Source organism: Micromonospora sp. DT46 (genome assembly GCF_049841735.1).
Lineage (GTDB): Bacteria > Actinomycetota > Actinomycetes > Mycobacteriales > Micromonosporaceae > Micromonospora > Micromonospora reichwaldensis.
Window position 1 is genome coordinate 17,525 of the sequence record NZ_JBNCKW010000018.1, and the last position, 16,767, is coordinate 34,291.

Annotated in this window: 10 protein-coding genes; 5 read left to right on the forward strand and 5 right to left on the reverse strand. The window is 76.1% G+C overall.

All coding sequences use genetic code 11. The features are described 5' to 3' along the window. Window positions 1-85: 85 nt before the first annotated feature. On the reverse strand, window positions 86-520 hold the full coding sequence (locus tag ACLQ20_RS31075) for a VOC family protein (RefSeq protein WP_151456118.1): 435 nt from the start codon (window positions 518-520) through the stop codon (window positions 86-88). A 42-nt stretch (window positions 521-562) separates the two neighbouring features. After that, entirely contained in the window at window positions 563-2,380 is a 1,818-nt protein-coding gene (locus ACLQ20_RS31080; RefSeq protein ID WP_327028808.1) for an AfsR/SARP family transcriptional regulator, read from the reverse strand. A 307-nt stretch (window positions 2,381-2,687) separates the two neighbouring features. Here ACLQ20_RS31080 and ACLQ20_RS31085 point away from each other — a divergent pair, with 307 nt between their 5' ends. The 5 genes from ACLQ20_RS31085 (at window position 2,688) to ACLQ20_RS31105 (ending at window position 12,694) form a co-directional block, all read left to right on the forward strand. After that, a complete protein-coding gene (locus ACLQ20_RS31085; protein ID WP_425858333.1) occupies window positions 2,688-5,804 on the forward strand; it encodes a type 2 lanthipeptide synthetase LanM family protein in 3,117 nt (1,038 codons plus the stop codon). Window positions 5,805-5,890: 86 nt separating this feature from the next. Further along, window positions 5,891-6,127, forward strand: coding sequence for a hypothetical protein (locus ACLQ20_RS31090; RefSeq protein ID WP_132240737.1), 237 nt, complete (start codon window positions 5,891-5,893; stop codon window positions 6,125-6,127). An 83-nt stretch (window positions 6,128-6,210) separates the two neighbouring features. Continuing rightward, on the forward strand, window positions 6,211-9,111 hold the full coding sequence (locus ACLQ20_RS31095) for an ATP-binding protein (protein ID WP_425858334.1): 2,901 nt from the start codon (window positions 6,211-6,213) through the stop codon (window positions 9,109-9,111). A 188-nt stretch (window positions 9,112-9,299) separates the two neighbouring features. Further along, window positions 9,300-11,129 carry a right-handed parallel beta-helix repeat-containing protein gene (locus tag ACLQ20_RS31100; protein ID WP_327028810.1) on the forward strand — a complete coding sequence of 610 codons (1,830 nt, stop codon included), beginning with the start codon at window positions 9,300-9,302 and terminating at the stop codon, window positions 11,127-11,129. A gap of 125 nt (window positions 11,130-11,254) precedes the next feature. Further along, window positions 11,255-12,694, forward strand: coding sequence for a hypothetical protein (locus tag ACLQ20_RS31105; RefSeq protein ID WP_425858335.1), 1,440 nt, complete (start codon window positions 11,255-11,257; stop codon window positions 12,692-12,694). Between the two features lie 20 nt (window positions 12,695-12,714). On the opposite strand, the gene ACLQ20_RS31110 is transcribed toward ACLQ20_RS31105, so the two are convergent. From ACLQ20_RS31110 to ACLQ20_RS31120, 3 genes are all read right to left on the reverse strand, one after another. Next, complete coding sequence (locus ACLQ20_RS31110; protein WP_425858336.1) at window positions 12,715-13,956, reverse strand: DUF2201 family putative metallopeptidase; 1,242 nt, start codon at window positions 13,954-13,956, stop codon at window positions 12,715-12,717. Continuing rightward, window positions 13,953-15,182, reverse strand: coding sequence for an AAA family ATPase (locus ACLQ20_RS31115; protein ID WP_370518923.1), 1,230 nt, complete (start codon window positions 15,180-15,182; stop codon window positions 13,953-13,955). Before ACLQ20_RS31115 ends, ACLQ20_RS31110 begins: the two co-directional genes overlap by 4 nt. Before the next feature lie 65 nt (window positions 15,183-15,247). Next, window positions 15,248-16,657 (reverse strand): hypothetical protein, encoded by a 1,410-nt coding sequence (locus ACLQ20_RS31120; protein ID WP_425858337.1) that lies wholly within the window; start codon window positions 16,655-16,657, stop codon window positions 15,248-15,250. Window positions 16,658-16,767: the final 110 nt, after the last annotated feature.

Below are 16,767 nucleotides of genomic sequence, written 5' to 3' on the forward strand. Positions count from 1 at the left end.
GCTATATCTTCTCTACAACGCGGCGGGTCGCCTCAGGCCGGGCACCCGTGTGGACGAGTGGGCGCAGGCACCGCTGAACCGCGGGTCACACGACGCAGAACTCGTTGCCCTCGGGATCGGCCATCACGACGTGGCTGGGGACGCCGCCCACCACGTCCTGACTGACCACCGTGGCGCCTGCCCCGCTCAGCCGCCGCACGGTCTCGGTGACGCGGGGCCACCGAACCTCCTGCGGATTGTCCCGACCGCCCGCCTTGATGTCGATGTGCAACCGGTTCTTGGCCACCTTCGGCTCGGGCACCTTGAGGAACGAGACACTCGGCCCCACCCCCCGCGGGTCGACCAGGTAGGCGCCGTCGTTCCACTCCTCCGGCGGCACCTCCCAGCGGATCAGCCACTCCTGCCAGCTCGCGAAGCCCTCCGGCACGGGGGCTTCCACGTAGCCGAGGGCCTCGCGCCAGAACGCGGCCAGGCGCGCCGGATCGGCGCAGTCGACAGTGATGCCCCAGACGACGGTCATGCACCATCTATACCGGAGCCCCGGGTGCCGCCGGTCGCCGGGTCAGTTCCCCACCGCGCTCAGCGCCCCGGCGCCCGCCACCAGCACCCGGTCGGCCTGGTCGGCCTTCTCCCGGGCGAAGACGCGCACGAGGTCGTGGAAGCGGAACCGCTGCCGCCGGCCGCCGTCGGACTCGACGATCTCCAGCAGCCGGGCGTCGACCAGGTTCTCCCCCACCTCCTCGCCGGCGTGCCGGGACACGCCCAGCACCTCGGCGGTGCACCAGCTGGGGAAGGCCGGCGTACGCAGCAACGCCAGCCGGCGCAGGGCGAGCTGGCCCAGGTCGGCCAGCTGGTGGTAGCTGCTGTCCAGCCGTTCCCGGACGTCCATCGAGCCCAGCCGGAGCTCGTCCAGCCGGTACCGCTCGTCGGCGAGCCGGTCCGCCAGGTACCCGAGCGACCAGTGCGGGCGCGCCAGCAGCCGGGATCCGGCGACCCGGACGCCGAGCGAGAGCCGACCGCACAGCTCGACGATCCGGCCGGCGGCGTCGGCCTCCTCGGCGACCCGCTGCGCCCCGATGATCCGGCCGAGCAGCGCGAGCGCCTGCCCCCGGTCGAGGGTGCCGACCTCGATCGACGTGGCGCCGGCCAGCTCGGGCATGCGGAGCCGGCTGGTGACGATGACCTGACAGCCGGGGTCGCCGGGCAGCAGCGGGCTCACCTGCTCGTAGCCCGCGGTGCCGTCGAGCATGACCAGCAGCCGCCGGCCGGCGAGCTGGCTGCGGTAGAGCCGGACCCGCTCGTCGAGCCCCTTCGGGATCGCCGACTCGGCGTGGCCGAGGCTGCGCAGGAACCAGCCGAGCACGTCGTACGGCTCGACGGCGTTGCCCCGCGCGCGGCCGAGGTCGGCGTAGAGCTGGCCGTCGGGGAAGGCGGTCCGGGTGAGGTGGGCCGCGTGCAGGGCGAGCGTGCTCTTGCCGACGCCGGCCATCCCGGTGACCACGGCGACCGGCGGGCAGGCCCTCGGCTCGGCGGTCAGCACCCGGAGCAGCCCGTTGAGCTCCTCCTCCCGGCCGGCGAAGTCACCGACGCCGGGCGGGAGCATCGCGGGCCGCACGCCGTGCCAGCTCGGCTCCGCGACGACCGCCGGGGCCGGCGGCCCGGCGAGGATCGACCGGTACGCCTCGGTGAGCAGCGGCCCCGGGTCGACGCCCAGTTCGTCGGCGAGCACCCGGCGGCCCTCGTGGTAGGCGGCCAGCGCGTCGGCCTGCCGGTCGCAGTGCAGCAGGGCGGTCATCAGGTGGCCACGCAGCCCCTCGTGCAGCGGGTGCTCGGCGACGAGCTGGGTGATCTCGGAGACCAGCCGGACGTGGCGTCCCAGCCGCAGGTCGGCTTCGATCCGGCTCTCCAGGACCGCCATCCGCAGCTCCGCCATCCGGTGCGACTCGGCCGTCACGAGGTGCTCGGTCACGTTGGACAGCGCGGGGCCGCGCCACAGCGACATGGCGGCGTGCAGCCGCTCGGCGGCCTCGGCGTACCGCCCGTCGCGCAGTGCCTCCCGACCGGCCTCGGCCAGGCGCTCGAACTCGTCGAGGTCGAGCCGGGCGGCACCGGTGCGGATCTGGTACCCCGACCACTGCCGGACGATGTCCACCTCGGCGCCGAGGTACTTGCGCAGCCGCGAGACGTAGTTGTAGAGCTGGGCGGCGAAGGTGGCCGGCGGGCGCTCCCCCCAGAGCAGCTCGCACAGCCGGGTGTCCGGCACGGTACGCCCCGCGGCGAGCAGCAACGCCGCGAGCACGGTGCGCTGCTTCGCACCGTCCAGCGCCACCTCCGATTCACCCTTCCAGGCCCCCACCGGCCCGAGTACCCGAAACTCCATCCTGGCTCCGTTCATCACGCCGCCCCGGGTAGAACAGTCGCCCGAAGACTCATCGGCGCCGGCAGCGTCCACATGCGTGGGCGGCACTCAATTTCCCGGCGACGTCACGCTGGCCGTTCAATTGATCACCGATCGTGACTAGGATGGGGCGGGTCGCACGTGGGGCGAGGAGCCGCCGCTGGCCCGGCCGGTCCCGCCGCCCGCGGACCTGGGCGGGTCCGCGCGCACCGGCGTGGCCAGCAATGGGGCATGAATGTGAGTAGTTTCCACTCATGAACTCCGCGCCCCGCTCTGGCACCGTGCAACGGTGACCTCGACTCCCCTGGCCGGCGCCACCGATCACGCCTGCTCCGGCGTACGGCTGGCCCCGCACTGGTGGGCCTCGGGGCTCGCGCTGCACGAACGCGCGCCGGGCGCACCCGGCCGACGCTCCGCCGACGCACCGCACGACGCGGACGACGCCGGCCGGCGGCTGGACCGGTGGCGGGACGGGCACGGGCCGGGCCTCGGGGCGCGGCTCGCCGAGGTCGGCCTGGACGAGGCGGGGCTGCGCGACCTGCTGGCCGAGGACCGGGCCGCGCTCGCCGCCAGGACGACCCGCCCGGCGTGGGCGGAGACCGTCGAGGCGGCCCTGGCCGCCGCGGCGGCGTCGCGGCGGTCGGCCGAGGAGGCGGACTGGCGGTCGGCCGAGGAGGCGGACTGGCGGGCCGCCCTCACCGCGCCCCTGCAACCGTTCGTGGCAATCGCCGCCGACCGGTTTCTCGTCGGGGCCCGTCGGATCGCGACGGAGAGGACGGTCGACCTGGCCGCCCTCACCGACCGGTTCGCCGCCGCACTGGGTCGCCGCCTGCTCGCCGTCGCGGCCCGCACGCTGGTCTCGGAGCTGCACCGACGCCGGGCCGCCGGCCGGCTCGCCGGCGCCGACGGCCGGGCCCGCTTCGCCGACTTCGTGGCCCAGCTCTGCGACCCCGCCGGGCTGGCCGAGCTGGTCGACCGCTATCCCGTGCTGGCCCGCCTGCTGGCGCAGGCCGCCACGGCGGCCGCCCGGTCCGGGCTCGAACTCCTGACCCGGTTCGTCGCCGACCGCGACGACCTGGTGGGCACCCTGCTCGGCGGCGACGACCCCGGCCCGCTGGTCGCGGTCGACAGCAACCTGGGCGACGCCCACACCGGTGGCCGCACGACCAGCGTGCTGCGCTTCGCGGACGGCCGGCGCGTCGTCTACAAGCCGCGCGACCTGGCCTCCCAGGTCAGCTTCACCGGGTTCGTCGACTGGCTGGAGCAGCGGGCGCCGGGGCTGGGGCTACGCGGGGTCGCCGCCCTGACCCGACCGGGCTACGGCTGGTCGGCGTACGTCGACGCGACGGCGCTGCGCCACCCGGGGCAGGCGGACGGGTTCTACCGCCGGCAGGGCGCCCTGGTCGCGCTGCTGCACGCCCTGCACGCCACGGACATGCACTACGAGAACCTGATCGCCGCCGGCGACACGCCGGTCGTGGTGGACACCGAGACGCTCTTCCACCCCGCGCTGGGCGAGCCGGTGGGCACCGGCGACCCGGCCGCGGACCTGCTGACCGCCTCGGTGCACCGGACCGGCCTGATACCGGTGATCGTCGTGGGCGACCAGGGGGCGATGGACCTGTCCGGCGTCGGCGGCGACCGGGGCGGGACCGCACCCGTCAGCGCGCTCGACTGGGCCGACCCGGGCACCGACCGGATGCGGTTGACCCGGCGGGCCGTCGACTTCGCCGGCGGCCGCAACCGACCCCGCGTCGGCGACGCCCTGGTCGATCCCGGTGCCCACGAGCCGGCGCTGCGCGAGGGGTTCCGGCAGGCGTACGAGACGATCCGGGCGCACCGTCGGGAGTTCACCGAACTCGTCGCGTCGTGCGCCGACGTCCCGGTACGGCTGGTCGCCCGGCCCACCTCGGCGTACCACACCCTGCTCACCGAGACCACCCACCCGGACGTGCTCGGCGACGCGCTGGAGCGGGACCGCGCGTTCGGCGTCCTCTGGTCCAGCGTGGCCGGGCACCCCTTCCTCGCCCAGTTCCCGCGGCACGAGGTCGCCGCGCTGTGGGCCGGCGACGTCCCGCTGTTCGAGGGCACTCCGGGCAGCCGGACCGTCCGGGTCGCCGGGGACGGCGGGCCGCTGCCCGTGCCGCTGGCCCGCTGCGGGCTCGACGCCGCGCTGGGCAAGATCGCCGCGCTGGGCGAGGCCGACCGGCGGCACCAGGAGTGGATCGTCGCGGCGACGCTGGCGACCCGTCGCCCGGTCGACGGCCGGCACGCCGCCGCACCGACGTCCCGGTCGGTCGCGGACGCCGCCGCGTCGCCGGAGCGGCTGCTCGCCACGGCGTGCGCGCTCGCCGACGAGATCCAGACCCGGAGCGTGACCGGCGCGGACCGGGTGAACTGGCTCGGCCTGGAGCTGGTCGACGACCGGCAGTGGCTCGTCCTGCCGATGGGGGCCGGGCTGGCGAACGGGCACCTCGGGGTCGCCCTCTTCCTCGGCCAGCTCGCCGCGGTGACCGGCACCGCCCGCTACGCCGAGCTGGCCCACCGGGCCGTCGCCGGGGTGCCGGGGCTGTTCCAGCTGCTCGACGCGCGCCCGGACCTGGTCGCCGCGATCGGCCCCGGCGGGCTGTACGGCCTCGGCGGCATCGCGTACGGGCTCGCCCGGCTGTCCACCCTGCTCGCCGATCCCGAGCTCGCCGGGCAGGCCCGCGCGGCGGTCGACCTGGCCACCGCCGCCAGCGCGGGCTCGGCGGCCGTGGCCTGGGCCGACGGGGGCGCGGGCTGCCTCGCCGCCATGGACGCGGTGCACGCCGAGCTGGGCCACGCGCCGGCGGCGTCACTCGCCCGGGGCTGGGCCGACCGGCTCGTGGACGCGATCGAGCGGGACGAACTGCCGACGGGGGTGGGCTTCGCCGACGGGGTGGCCGGCATCGGCTGGGCGCTGGGCCGCCACGCCCGCACCGGTGGCGCCCGGTACGCGCGGGCGGGCCGGCGCGCGCTGCGCCGGGCCGGCACCCCGGGCGGCGACGGGGCAACGGGGTACGGCTGGTGTCGCGGCGCCGCCGGCCTGACGCTCGCCCACCACGCCCTCGCCCCCGACGAGGCGGTACGCCTGCTCACCGACCGTCCGCTGCTCGACGACCTCAGCCTCTGCCACGGCGAGCTGGGCGTCGCCGAGGCGACGGGTGTCCTCGACGGTGGCGCGGCCCGGCGACGTGCCGGCCGGATCCTGGACGCCGTCGACCGGTACGGGGCGTCCTGCGGGACCCCGGGCAACGTGCCCACCCCCGGTCTGCTCACCGGCCTCGCCGGCATCGGGTACGGGCTGCTCCGGCTCTCCGGGGCCGGGCCGGTGCCGTCGGTGCTGCTGCTGGAACCGACCCCTGAACCGCGCACCTCGGGTTGAGGTCCGCCGGGCGACCGACGACGATCTCCAGAGGAGCCGCCAGCTCCGGAAACGACCCACGAAGTCACCAACAGGAGGAATGACAGTTGTCCGAGAACCAGCTCCCCCCGTGCCGTGTCGACGAGACCGACTCAGCGGCGCCCGTCGACGACCCGGCCGGGGCGATGTGGCTGCAGCCCGTCGTGACCTTCGGGATCCGCGCGGCGGCCCTCGCCAGCCTGGTCGTGCCCGTGGGCATGGTGATCGGCGGTCTCGTCGGTGACGCCGGCGCGGCGGCGGACGCCGCGCCGCTGACGACCTGCTGCCCCGAGAAGCCGATGTGACGACGGAGCAGTAGCCGTTCGGGGGACCGGCGTCGACAGCACCGCGTTGGGCGAGGCCTGCCTCCTCGGATAGCGTGCGCAGTGTGTACCGCTCCTCGAAGTTCATCGGCAGGGACGCCGAACTGCGCGCGGTGCTGAACAGCCTCGAATCGGCGCGGGCGGGGCGGGGCGGCGCGGTCTTCGTGGTGGGCGAGAGCGGCGTCGGCAAGTCCCGCCTCGCGTCGAGGGTCGCGGAGCTGGCCACCGCGGCGGGCATGCGGGTGATGCGGGGCCGGGGCAGCACGATCGGCACCGCGGTGCCGCTGCGACCCCTCACCGAGGCGCTGCTGTCACTGCTGCGGTCCGGGCCGGTCGACCCCACCGTGCTCGGGCCGTACGGCCCGATCCTCGGCCGGCTCGTCCCCGACTGGGGCCGGCCGCCCGCCGACCAGGAGAACGCGTCCCTGGTGATCCTCGCCGAGGCCGTCCTCCGGCTGACCGGCGTGGCCGGCGCGGGGCGGGGTTGCCTGATGCTGCTGGACGACCTCCAGGACGCCGACACGGAGACGTTGACCGTGCTGGAGTACCTGATCGACAACCTCGCCCTGCAACCGACCCTGCTGCTGGGGGCGATCAGGGCGGAGCCCTGCGCGGCGTCGACGATCGCCCGCTCGGCCGCCCAACGCGGTCAGTGCACCCTCATCGAGCTGGGCCGGCTCGACGACGACGCGCTGCGGCAGATGGTCGGCGCCTGCCTCGACGCCGACCCGGAGCAGGTGCCGGCGGCAGCGCACGCCCTCGTCTCGACGGGCAGTGCCGGCAACCCCTTCCTGATCGAGGAACTCGTCGCCGGCATGGTCGACGGCGCGCTGCTGATCGGCGGCCCGGAGGGCTGGCGGCTGTCCGAGGAACTGCCCGCCGCCCTGCCGGGCACCCTGGCGCGGGGCATGGCGCAGGGGGTCGAGCAGCTCGGCCCCCAGGCCCGGGAGCTGCTCTCGATGGGCGCGCTGCTGGGCCAGCGGTTCCCGCTGGCCGTGGTGCAGGCGGCCACCGGGCTGAGCGACCACGACGTGCTCGACCACCTGTGCGGCGACGTCGCCGGGCGGCTGGTCACGGTGGACGACCAGCTCACCGACTGGTACGCCTTCCGGCACCGGCTGACCCGGGAGGCGCTGCTCAGTCTCCTCGGCCCCGCCGACCGCGCCCGGCTCGCCCAGCGGATGGCCGACGCGGTGGCGGCGGTCTTCCCCGGCCTGCCGGGCGAATGGTGCCAGGTGTCGGCCACGCTGCACCTGGAGGCCGACAACCCGGAGGCGGCCGGCCGGCTGTTCACCGAGGCGGGCCGGCGGGCGATCGCGCAGGGCGGCGCCACCACCGCGGTCGCCCTGCTCGACCGCGCGATCGGCCTGCTCGGCGAGAACCCGGTGGCCCGGGCGGCCGCCCTCGAAGCCCTGCTGCACGCCCTGGCGGAGGCAGGACTGGTCGAGCGGGCGCTCGCCTCGGTCAGCACCCTCGACCAGATCGGTGGCGTCGATCCGCGCCGGCGGGCGCAGCTGCACACCCGGCTGGCCTGGGCCGCGACGGTCGCCGGCCGCTCGGCCGAGGGGCTGGCACAGGTGGAGCAGGCGCGCGCCCTGCTCGGCCCGGACGCCGCCGCGGAGGACACCGCGCCGGTCGACGTGGTCGCCGCCCACCTGGTGCTGGACACCGCCGGGCAGGACCAGCTCGCCACCGCCGAGGCGCTGGCCCGCCGGGCCGCCACCGTCGCCGAGACCGTCCCCCTGCCGGTGGTGGCCTGCCAGGCCTGGCAGTTGCTCGGCGCGTTGATCCGGCACCGCGATCCGGCGGAGGCGACCCGGTGCCTGGAACGGGCCCTGGCGATCGCCGCGGAGCACCGGCTGCCGATCTGGGAGATCCACGCACTGATCCGGCTCGGCAACGACGACGCGCTGCGCGACGCGCGGCTGGACCGGCTCGAACAGGCCCGGGAGCGGGCCTCCCAGGCCGGCGCGGTGACCGCGCGCCACCAGGCGGAGGCCAGCCTCGCCCTGCACGCGGTGCTGCGGGGCGACTTCGACACCGCGGGTGCCCTCGTCCAGCAGGTGCTGGCCGCGACCACCCGGCTGAAGCTGCTGGAGACCACCCAGTACGTGCTGCTGGTCAGCGCTGTGCTCGCGGCACACCAGGGGCGGCGCCGGGAGATGGAACACGCGCTGGCCGAGTTCCGCCGGTGGAGCGGCGACCAGGCCCTGCACGCCTCCCGCGTACACGGGCTGGCCAGGGCCTTCTGCGCGCTGCTGGAGGAGGACCGGCCCCGCGCCCTCGACGAACTGGCCCGCGCGTTCCACGCCGAGGCGCAGAGCCCGACGGTCTTCCACCTCTCCGGCCGGCACGGCCTGCACCTGCTGCTCCAGGTCACGTCCGGCGAGGCCGGCTGGCCGGCGTACGAGGCGGTGCAGGGCGACTCGGCGAGCAGGCTGCGCTGGGACCTGCAGTTCGCCCTCTTCGCGAAGGCGGTGCTGCTCGGCCGGTCCGGTCGGCCGGAGGAGGCGGCGGAGGCGGCGGCGGAGGCGATGCGGGCCGGGGCGCCGTACGCGATGGGCCGGCACCTCGCGTTGCGGCTGGTGTGCGAGTCGGCCCTCGCCGACGGGTGGGGCACGCCGGTGCAGTGGCTGCGCGCCGCCGAGGAGCACTTCCACCGCAGCGACGTGCCGGCCGTGGCCAGCGCCTGCCGGGCCCTGCTGCGCCAGGCGGGCGTACGCATGACGCAGCGCCGCTCCGGTGCGGGCGACATCCCCTCCGGCCTGCGGTCGGTGGGCGTGACGGTGCGGGAGTTCGAGGTGCTGCGGCTGCTGGTCGGGCGGCTGAGCAACCGGGAGATCGCCGGCCGGCTGCACCTGTCCCCGCGCACCGTGGAACGGCACGTGTCCAGCCTGCTCGGCAAGACGGGCCTGCCGAACCGGATCGCGCTGAGCGAGTACGCCGCCGAGGTGGAGAGCGGCTGAGAGGCGCCGCCGGGCGGCGCCCGGGTGCAACATTCCTGCAATCGACGAACGTTGACGTCGATGTCCGGGCGGCCCTAGCGTCACGGGAGGGAAAGCCCTTTCCCGCGTGGTCCGGCGCCCCGCCGGTCGGCGGCACCGCCGCCGCCGGCCGACCGCGACCGCTCCCGTACCGCACCAGGAGGACCCCCGTGCGTGACAGGCGCATCAGACGTACCCGCGGCGCGGTCGCCGCGGTCGGCGTGTCGGCGACCGCGCTCGCCCTGGCCGCGACCATGGTCTCGACGGCCCACGCCGCCACCCTCTTCTCCGACGACTTCGGCGACGGCGACAGCGGCGGCTGGTCGAAGTCGGGCGGAACCTGGTCGGTGACCACCGACGGTTCGCCGGTACTCCGCCAGTCGAACACCGGCAGCGAGCTGGCCCGGATGTTCGCTGGGCAGACGAGCTGGACCGACTACGAGGTACGGGCCCGGGTCAAGCCGGCCTCGTACGGCAGCGGCGGTCTCGTCGCCATCGCCGCCCGGGCCAGCAGCTCCACGAAGATGTACCGGCTGTCGCTGCTGGCCGACGGTCGCGCGGAACTCCAGGCCGTCAACGGCAGTGCGATCACCGTGCTCGGCTCGGCGGCCGGCGTCGGCTCCACCGGCGCGTGGCACACGCTGCGGATCGAGGCCGCCGGCAGCACCGTGCGCGGATTCGTCGACGGCGTACGGGTCGGCGACGCGAACGCCACGCTGACCGGCGCCGGGCGGATCGCGCTGGTCACCGCCCACGCCGGCGCGAGCTTCGACGACGTGGTGGTCAGCTCCGGCGGCACCGGCCCGACCACCCCGCCGACCACCCCTGCCCCGACCACCGCTCCCCCGACGACACCGCCGCCACCGACCACACCGCCACCGACGACACCGCCACCGGCCGCCGGCACCCTGGTCGTCGCCACGAACGGCGACGACGCCGCCCCGGGCACCCTCGCCGAGCCCCTGCGGAGCATCCAGCGCGCCCACGACCTGGTCCAGCCCGGCGGGACCATCGTCGTGCGCGGAGGCACCTACGCCCCGACCAGCACCATCAAGATCCTCAAGGACGGCAGCCAGTCCCAGCCGATCACCCTCACCGCCCACCAGGGCGAGCGCGTGGTCATCGACGGCGAGAACATGCCGTACACGCCCGGGGCCGTGGGATCCTCGATCCCCCGGGCCGACCGGGGCGCCCTGCACGTCGAGGGCGACTGGTGGCGGTTCGTCGGCCTGGAGATCGTCAACGGCCCGTACGGCATCTTCGGGGTGGACACCAACAACGGCCGCTACGAGCGCCTGGTCACCCGGGACAACTACGAGACCGGCCTGCACCTGCAGGGCGCCTCGTCGGGCAACCACATCATCGACCTGGACAGCTACGGCAACCGCGACCCGCGCAAGAACGGCGAGAGCGCGGACGGCCTGGCGATCAAGGAGGGCTCCGGGACGGGCAACGTCGTCCGGGGCGCCCGGCTGTGGCGCAACGCCGACGACGGCTTCGACGCCTGGCTGTTCCTGTCGCCGGTGCTCGTCGAGGGCAGCGTCGCCTACGACAACGGCTACAACTACTGGGGCCTGCCCGACTACACCGGGGACGGCAACGGCTTCAAGAACGGCGGCGGCACGGATCCGCGTCCGGCGGTCGCCCACGTCACCCGCAACAGCATGGCCTGGGGCAACTCGGCCGGCGGCTTCATCGACAACGGCAACCCCGGCTCGCTGGTCTTCGAACGCAACACCGCCTGGGACAACGGCAGGGACGGCTTCAACGTCTCGCGCTCCACCTCGGTGCTCACCCGCAACCTCGCGGTCGGCAACACCACCGACGTGTCGCTCGGCGGCTCCACCGGCTCCGGCAACTCGTGGAACCTCGGCGGGACGTGGGCGCTCGCCAGCACGGACCCGGCCACGATCACCGGTCCCCGTACGCCCGACGGCGCCATCCCCACCTCCTCCTTCCTGCGCCCGGCCAACGGCGCGGACGTCGGCGCCCGCATCTGAGCCGGACCGTCCGGGGTGGCCGGCGGCGGCTCCGCCGGCCACCCCGGCCGCCCGGCGGTCCCCGCACCGACCCGCGACCGCTTGCGGGGCCACCGCCCGGCGCTCCGCGCTGGCAGGATGGCCGGATGGACCTCGACACCGGCGCCGGGCTGCTGCACCGGCTGACGTCCTACGAGCCGAGCCGCGAGTGGGACGTGCCCGTGGACGATCCGCGCGTCCGCCACGACCTCGTCCCGAACGACCCCGAGACCCTGCCGCCGCCCATGAAGGGCTACCCGGACGGCTTGGCCGTCCTCGCCCTGCCGCGCGACCTGCCCGACCCCGGCGTCCCCGCGACCGCCGTGCTGGCCGGCGTCGCGTCCCCCGCGCAGCCCCTCGACGCGGCGCAGCTGGGCCGCGTGCTCTTCCTGGGCGCCGGCGTCGTGCGCACCGCCGAGCGCAACGGCCGCCCCTTCCTCTACCGCGCCGCCGGCTCGGCCGGGGCGCGCTTTCCGCTGGAGGTCTACGCGAGCACCCGGGGCGTCGCGGGGGTGCCGGACGGCGTGCACTGGTACGACGCGCGGCGGCACGCGCTCGTCCAGGTGGCTCCCGCCGCGACCGGGGCGGTCACGACGCTGGTGGTCACGGGCGTGCCGTGGCGCACGGGGTGGCGCTACGCCGAGCGCGGCTGGCGACACCTCTACTGGGACGCCGGCACGCTGCTGGCCCAACTGTCGGCGGCCGCCGACAGCGCCGGCCTGTCGCCGCGGCTGCGGTCGCTCTTCCCGGACGCCACCGTGCGCACGCTCGTCGGCGCGGACGGGGTGCACGAGTACCCGCTGGCCCTGCTGTCGTTCGGCGACGGCGATCCGGCGATCGGGCCCACCGGGCCGGCGCTCCCCGGTGAGCTGCCCCCGGTCGAGCTGCCGCTGTGCACCGCCGCCCAGCGCGCGGGCGAGTGGGACGTGCTCGGCGCGCCCTGGCCGTCGGCGGAGCCGCTGCCGGCGTACCCGCCGTCCGACCCGCTCGACGAGGTCGTCCGCCGGCGCGGCTCGCAGCGGCGGATGGACAGGTCCCGGACGCTGCCGCGCATCCTGCTGGAATGGCCCCTGGCCGCGGCCCTGCGCGGCGTGCCGGTGCCGCACTGGGTCGCCGTGCACGGGGTCGACGGGGTGCCGCCCGGCCTCTACCGGTGGCCCGACCTCTCGACGCCGCTGCGCGCCGGTGACCTGCGCGACGAGCTGCTCCGGGTCTGCCTGGACCAGGCGCTCGCCGGCGACGCCGCCTACGTCGTCGTCGCCGCCGCGCCGCTGTCGGCCCTCGACGACCGCGCCTACCGCGACGCCCAGCTCGCCGCCGGGCTCGTCGAGGGCCGGCTGCACCTCGCGGCGTACGCCCTGGGCGCGGGCGCCTCGGGCATGACCTTCCTCGACTCGGACGTCCCGGGGCTGCTGGGCGAGCCGGACGACCTCGCGGCGCTGCTCTTCACCTGCGTGGGCGTCCCCGAGTACCGCTCGCGCGCGGGCGGGCGGCCGGGCGCCCCGGTCGAGGTCCGCCCGGTCATGCCCCGCCTCGGCGGTTCGTGACGCCGCCCCGGCGTGCGTGCCTACCCGATGACCACCACCCGCGCCCATTCGGGTGGCGCGTCCGGCACGTAGTCGGGATCGTCCTCGTTCCACGATCCGGAGTACGTGTGCCGGCGGGGAAACAGCCCGACCACCGTGCGGCAGGGCGGCTGCGCGGCCGGCCAGGGCGTCTGCCCGTCGGTCAGGACCACGACGACGTCCGGGCGGGGCCGGGTCCGCAACGCCCGGGCGAAGCCCGTACGCAGGTCCGTCCCGCCCCCGCCCACCAAGGGGATCTCCTCGGCGCGGCACAGCGGGTGCACGGTCCGGGCCGCCGCGTCGCAGGACAGCACGGTGACCAGGTCACGCCGGCCGCCCACGGCGCGGGAGATCGCCGCGACCTCGAGCAGCGCGCTGCCCAGTTCGGCGTCGCTGACGGACCCGGAGGTGTCGACGACCACGCAGACCCGAGGGGGCATGCGCCGCAGGCTGGGCAGGACGACGCCGGGAACCCCGGCGGACCGCCGCGCCGGCCGGCCGTACGTGTAGTCCTCGCCCGCGCCCGCGCCGGAGGCCGCCGAGCGGATCGCCGCCCCCAGCAGGTCCCGCCACGGCTGGGGCGGGTGGAACGCCTCCTCCGCCCACCTCCGCCAGCCCTGCGGGACGTCCCCGGGACGCCCGGAGATGCCCTCCGCCACCCGGAACCGCACCGCGTCGCGTTCCTGCGCGCTGAGGCCCTGCGCGCCGTCCGGCCCCAGGTCCCACTCCCGCTCCGCCCCGTCGGCGCCGCTGCCGCAGTCCAGCCAGACCAACCCCTGCGTACGCGGCCCGAGCCGGAACTGTCGCAGGTAGTCCTCCATCAGCTCCCCCTCGGGCAGCCCCAGCGTCGCCGGGTCCACGACGCCGTCGGGCCGGGTCAGCCCGTCGCCGAACACGTCGTCGTTGATCTCGCAGTCGGCGGCGATGTTCATCCGTAGCCGCTCCCCCGGCCCGGTCAGTCCCCGTTCCCGCGCGACCCGGTCACTGCGCCCGTGGTGGTCGCGGAGCAGGTGCGAGACCTCGTGCACCCACACCCCGGCGAGCTCCTCGACCGGGGTCCGGTCCACGAACACCGGGGAGACGTAGCACCGCCAGTGCCGGTCCACCGCCATCGTCGGCACCCGGCGGGACTCCACCAGGTGCAGGGCGAACAGCGCCGACGCCAGGTAGGGCCGGACCCGGACGGCGTGCAGCCGGGCGGCGAAGAGCTTCTCACGGTCCAGCGTCCCCGGGCCCGGGCTCACCGGCCGCTTCCCGCGGCGGCGGCGAGCCGGGTCTGGTCGGCTCGCCGGGACACCGACACCGCCCCGGCGAGCCGTTCGATCGCCGCCGGCACGTCCCAGTCCTCGCGGCGCAGGGCGGCGAGCGTGCTCGCGGGAACGACCACCAGGTCCGGCGGGCCGGTTTCCAGCGCCCGGACCAGCAGCGCCCACGCGGCGTCCCAGCGCCCCCTCTCCGGGCGCCCGCGGACGGCCTCCACCACGCCGTCCAGCACGGTCTGCCGCAGGTCGCCCCGCTCGGGCAGGACCGCAGCCGCCGGGTCGGCCAACAACGTCTCGGGGTCGGGGAGGTCCATCCGGTCCATGCTGGCGAGCAGTTCCAGCCCCGGGCCGTCGCCCACCGTGCCCCGCACCAGCATCGAGAGCACCTCCCGGGAGGTGCCCGCCGCGGTCGCGAAGGCGATCAGGCGCAGGGTCATCTCCCAGCTACGGGGCGAGGGCCACGGGCCGCCCCGGCGGGTCTCGTTGCCGGGCAGCCGGTGCACGAGCGCGGGGCGGGCCGACAGCAGCCCGCACACCGCGCGCCGGGCGAAGGTGACGGCCTCCGGCAACCTGTCGGGGCACAGCCGGGGCAGCGCGGTCCGGGGCCACGTCCCGCCCAGGCCGCGCACCACGACCTCGTGGTCGTGGACCCACTGGAGATGGACGAAGCGGTTGGCCAGGGGTGGGCTCAGCTCCCAGCCGTCGGCCGCCGAGGATCGGGGGTTCGCGGCGGCCACGATCCGGATCCCGGGCGGCAGCCGCAGCGCGCCCACCCGTCGCTCGAGCACGAGGCGGAGCAGGGCGGCCTGGACGGCCGGCGGGGCGGTGGACAGCTCGTCCAGGAACAGCAGCCCGCGGCCGGCGCGGACGAGGCGTACGGCCCAGTCCGGCGGCGCCATCGGGACGCCCTGCGTCGCCGGGTCGTCGCCGACGATCGGCAACCCCGAGAAGTCGGACGGCTCGTGGACGCTGGCGACGACGGTCGTCAGCGGCAGGTCCAGCGCCTCGGCGAGCTGTGTCAGGGCAGCGGTCTTGCCGATCCCCGGTTCACCCCACAACAGCACGGGTAGGTCGGCGGCCACGGCCAGGGTCAGTGCCTCCAGCTGCGTGTCGGATCGGGGTTCGGTGGTGGTGTCGCGCAACAGGGAGAGCAGCTCGGCGGCGACGGCGAGCTGCGGGTCGGGGGTCCGGTCGACGGCAAGGGGCATGGTGATCACCTGTGGTTTCTCGTGGCGGGTGGAAGAGCGAGGTGGTGCGGGGCCAAGGCCCTCGGTCAGCGGGCGATTCCGTGGCGCGGACGCGAGCGGCGGTCGCGGGTACGGCGACGCTCGGCGGCGGCGGGGCCGGGGCCGGTCCCGGCCAGTCCCGCCCGGAACAGCCCGTACGTGACCCGCCGCAGTGCGGCCGTCTCGAGTTCGTTGCGCAGCGCCCCGTCGCGCACCCGCGCGTCGGGTCCGAGCAGGGCCTCGACGACGGCGAGCGCGCCGGCGGTGTCGCCGTGGTCCAGGCGGGCCCGGACCTCGGGGAGGCACTCCGGGTGGCGGTGCGCCTCGTCGATCGCCTGGAGGCAGGGCAGCGGGGTGCCGGTCAACGCGGCCAGGAGTTCCTCCCGGCGCACCTCGGCCGGGTCGTGGTCCAGCGCGACGAGCGTCCCGCCGGCCAGGCCGATCCGGTGCCAGGCTCCCCGGCACCGCACCCGGCCCGGCTGTCCCGCCCGGTCCGTCGTCCGGGGCGCGGTCCCCGCCGGGCGGCCGGGTGCCAGGGCCGACGCGACCAGCGGATGCAGCCGGCCGGCGTCGATCGACCCGGTGCGGAGCAGTTCCAGGTCCGGCGACACCCAGGTCGCGGCGTCGGGCAACACCGGCGTGGACCCGTGCGTCCCGACGCGGCTTCGCGAGGGCGACGACGCGGTCCGCACCTCGGGCGGGCCGGGACCGTCTCCGGCCGCCGCCACCTCCAGCAGCAGGTGGCGTCGCGCCCCGACCCGTACGACGACCGGGCCAGCGGCCCGCCCCTCGGCGCGCAGCAGGATGGCTGCCTCGGCGGACCACCGCTGCACCGCCCAGCCCCGCCGTCGCCCGGCCGTCGCCAGCGGTTCCGGTAGGACGGCGCAGGGGCCGTCCTCGGGCGGCCGGTCCGCCCCCGACCGGACGCGCAGCTCACCGGCCCGCCGCGCGTCCCACAGGTGGCGGTGCAGGTCGAGGCGGAACCGGCGGTCGGGGTGCGGGTGCGGATGGCGACACGGCCCGGAGCCGGAACGGGACCCGTCCCACAGCGCCAGGCTGAACCGCTGACCGGCGTCGGCCCAGGCCGGTGGCGTCCGGATGACGAGGTGCACCGCGTCGGCGGGGCGTCCGCCCCGGTCGTAGCGGGCCAGCGCAATGGTCAGGCCGGGGCGCAGCAGCCCGTCGGGCGCGATCCTCGGTAGATGCCAGCGCAGCAGGTCGGGAGCCAGGTGGCGAAGGTCGGCGCGGAGCCGGTCGGCGAGTTCCCGACCGTGGGTACGGGCCACGAAGCGCAGGTCGACGTCGGCGTCGACGCGGGCGGCGGCGCACGCCCCGGCCCAGTCCCCGACGGCCCGACGGGCGGTGGCAACCTCGATCATGGACGGCGGCACGGCGAACTCGCGCACGTGCGGCCAGAAGGACGGACGAAGGTCCGGACTCGCGGCTCGGGAGTGCATCAGCACTCACCTTGCGAGAACCGGGCCTCCGATCTGGTGAGAGAGGAAGTCGTCATCGGCGGGGAGCATACCGGTGCGGGCACCGGACCCGCCAGGCCCTACCCCGCCCC

Coding starts and splice junctions, on each gene's coding strand:
- ACLQ20_RS31075 (WP_151456118.1), bottom strand. CDS start 520: ATGACCGTCGTCTGGGGCATCACTGTCGACTGCGCCGATCCGGCGCGC.
- ACLQ20_RS31080 (WP_327028808.1), bottom strand. CDS start 2,380: ATGGAGTTTCGGGTACTCGGGCCGGTGGGGGCCTGGAAGGGTGAATCG.
- ACLQ20_RS31105 (WP_425858335.1), top strand. CDS start 11,255: ATGGACCTCGACACCGGCGCCGGGCTGCTGCACCGGCTGACGTCCTAC.
- ACLQ20_RS31115 (WP_370518923.1), bottom strand. CDS start 15,182: ATGCCCCTTGCCGTCGACCGGACCCCCGACCCGCAGCTCGCCGTCGCC.
- ACLQ20_RS31120 (WP_425858337.1), bottom strand. CDS start 16,657: ATGCACTCCCGAGCCGCGAGTCCGGACCTTCGTCCGTCCTTCTGGCCG.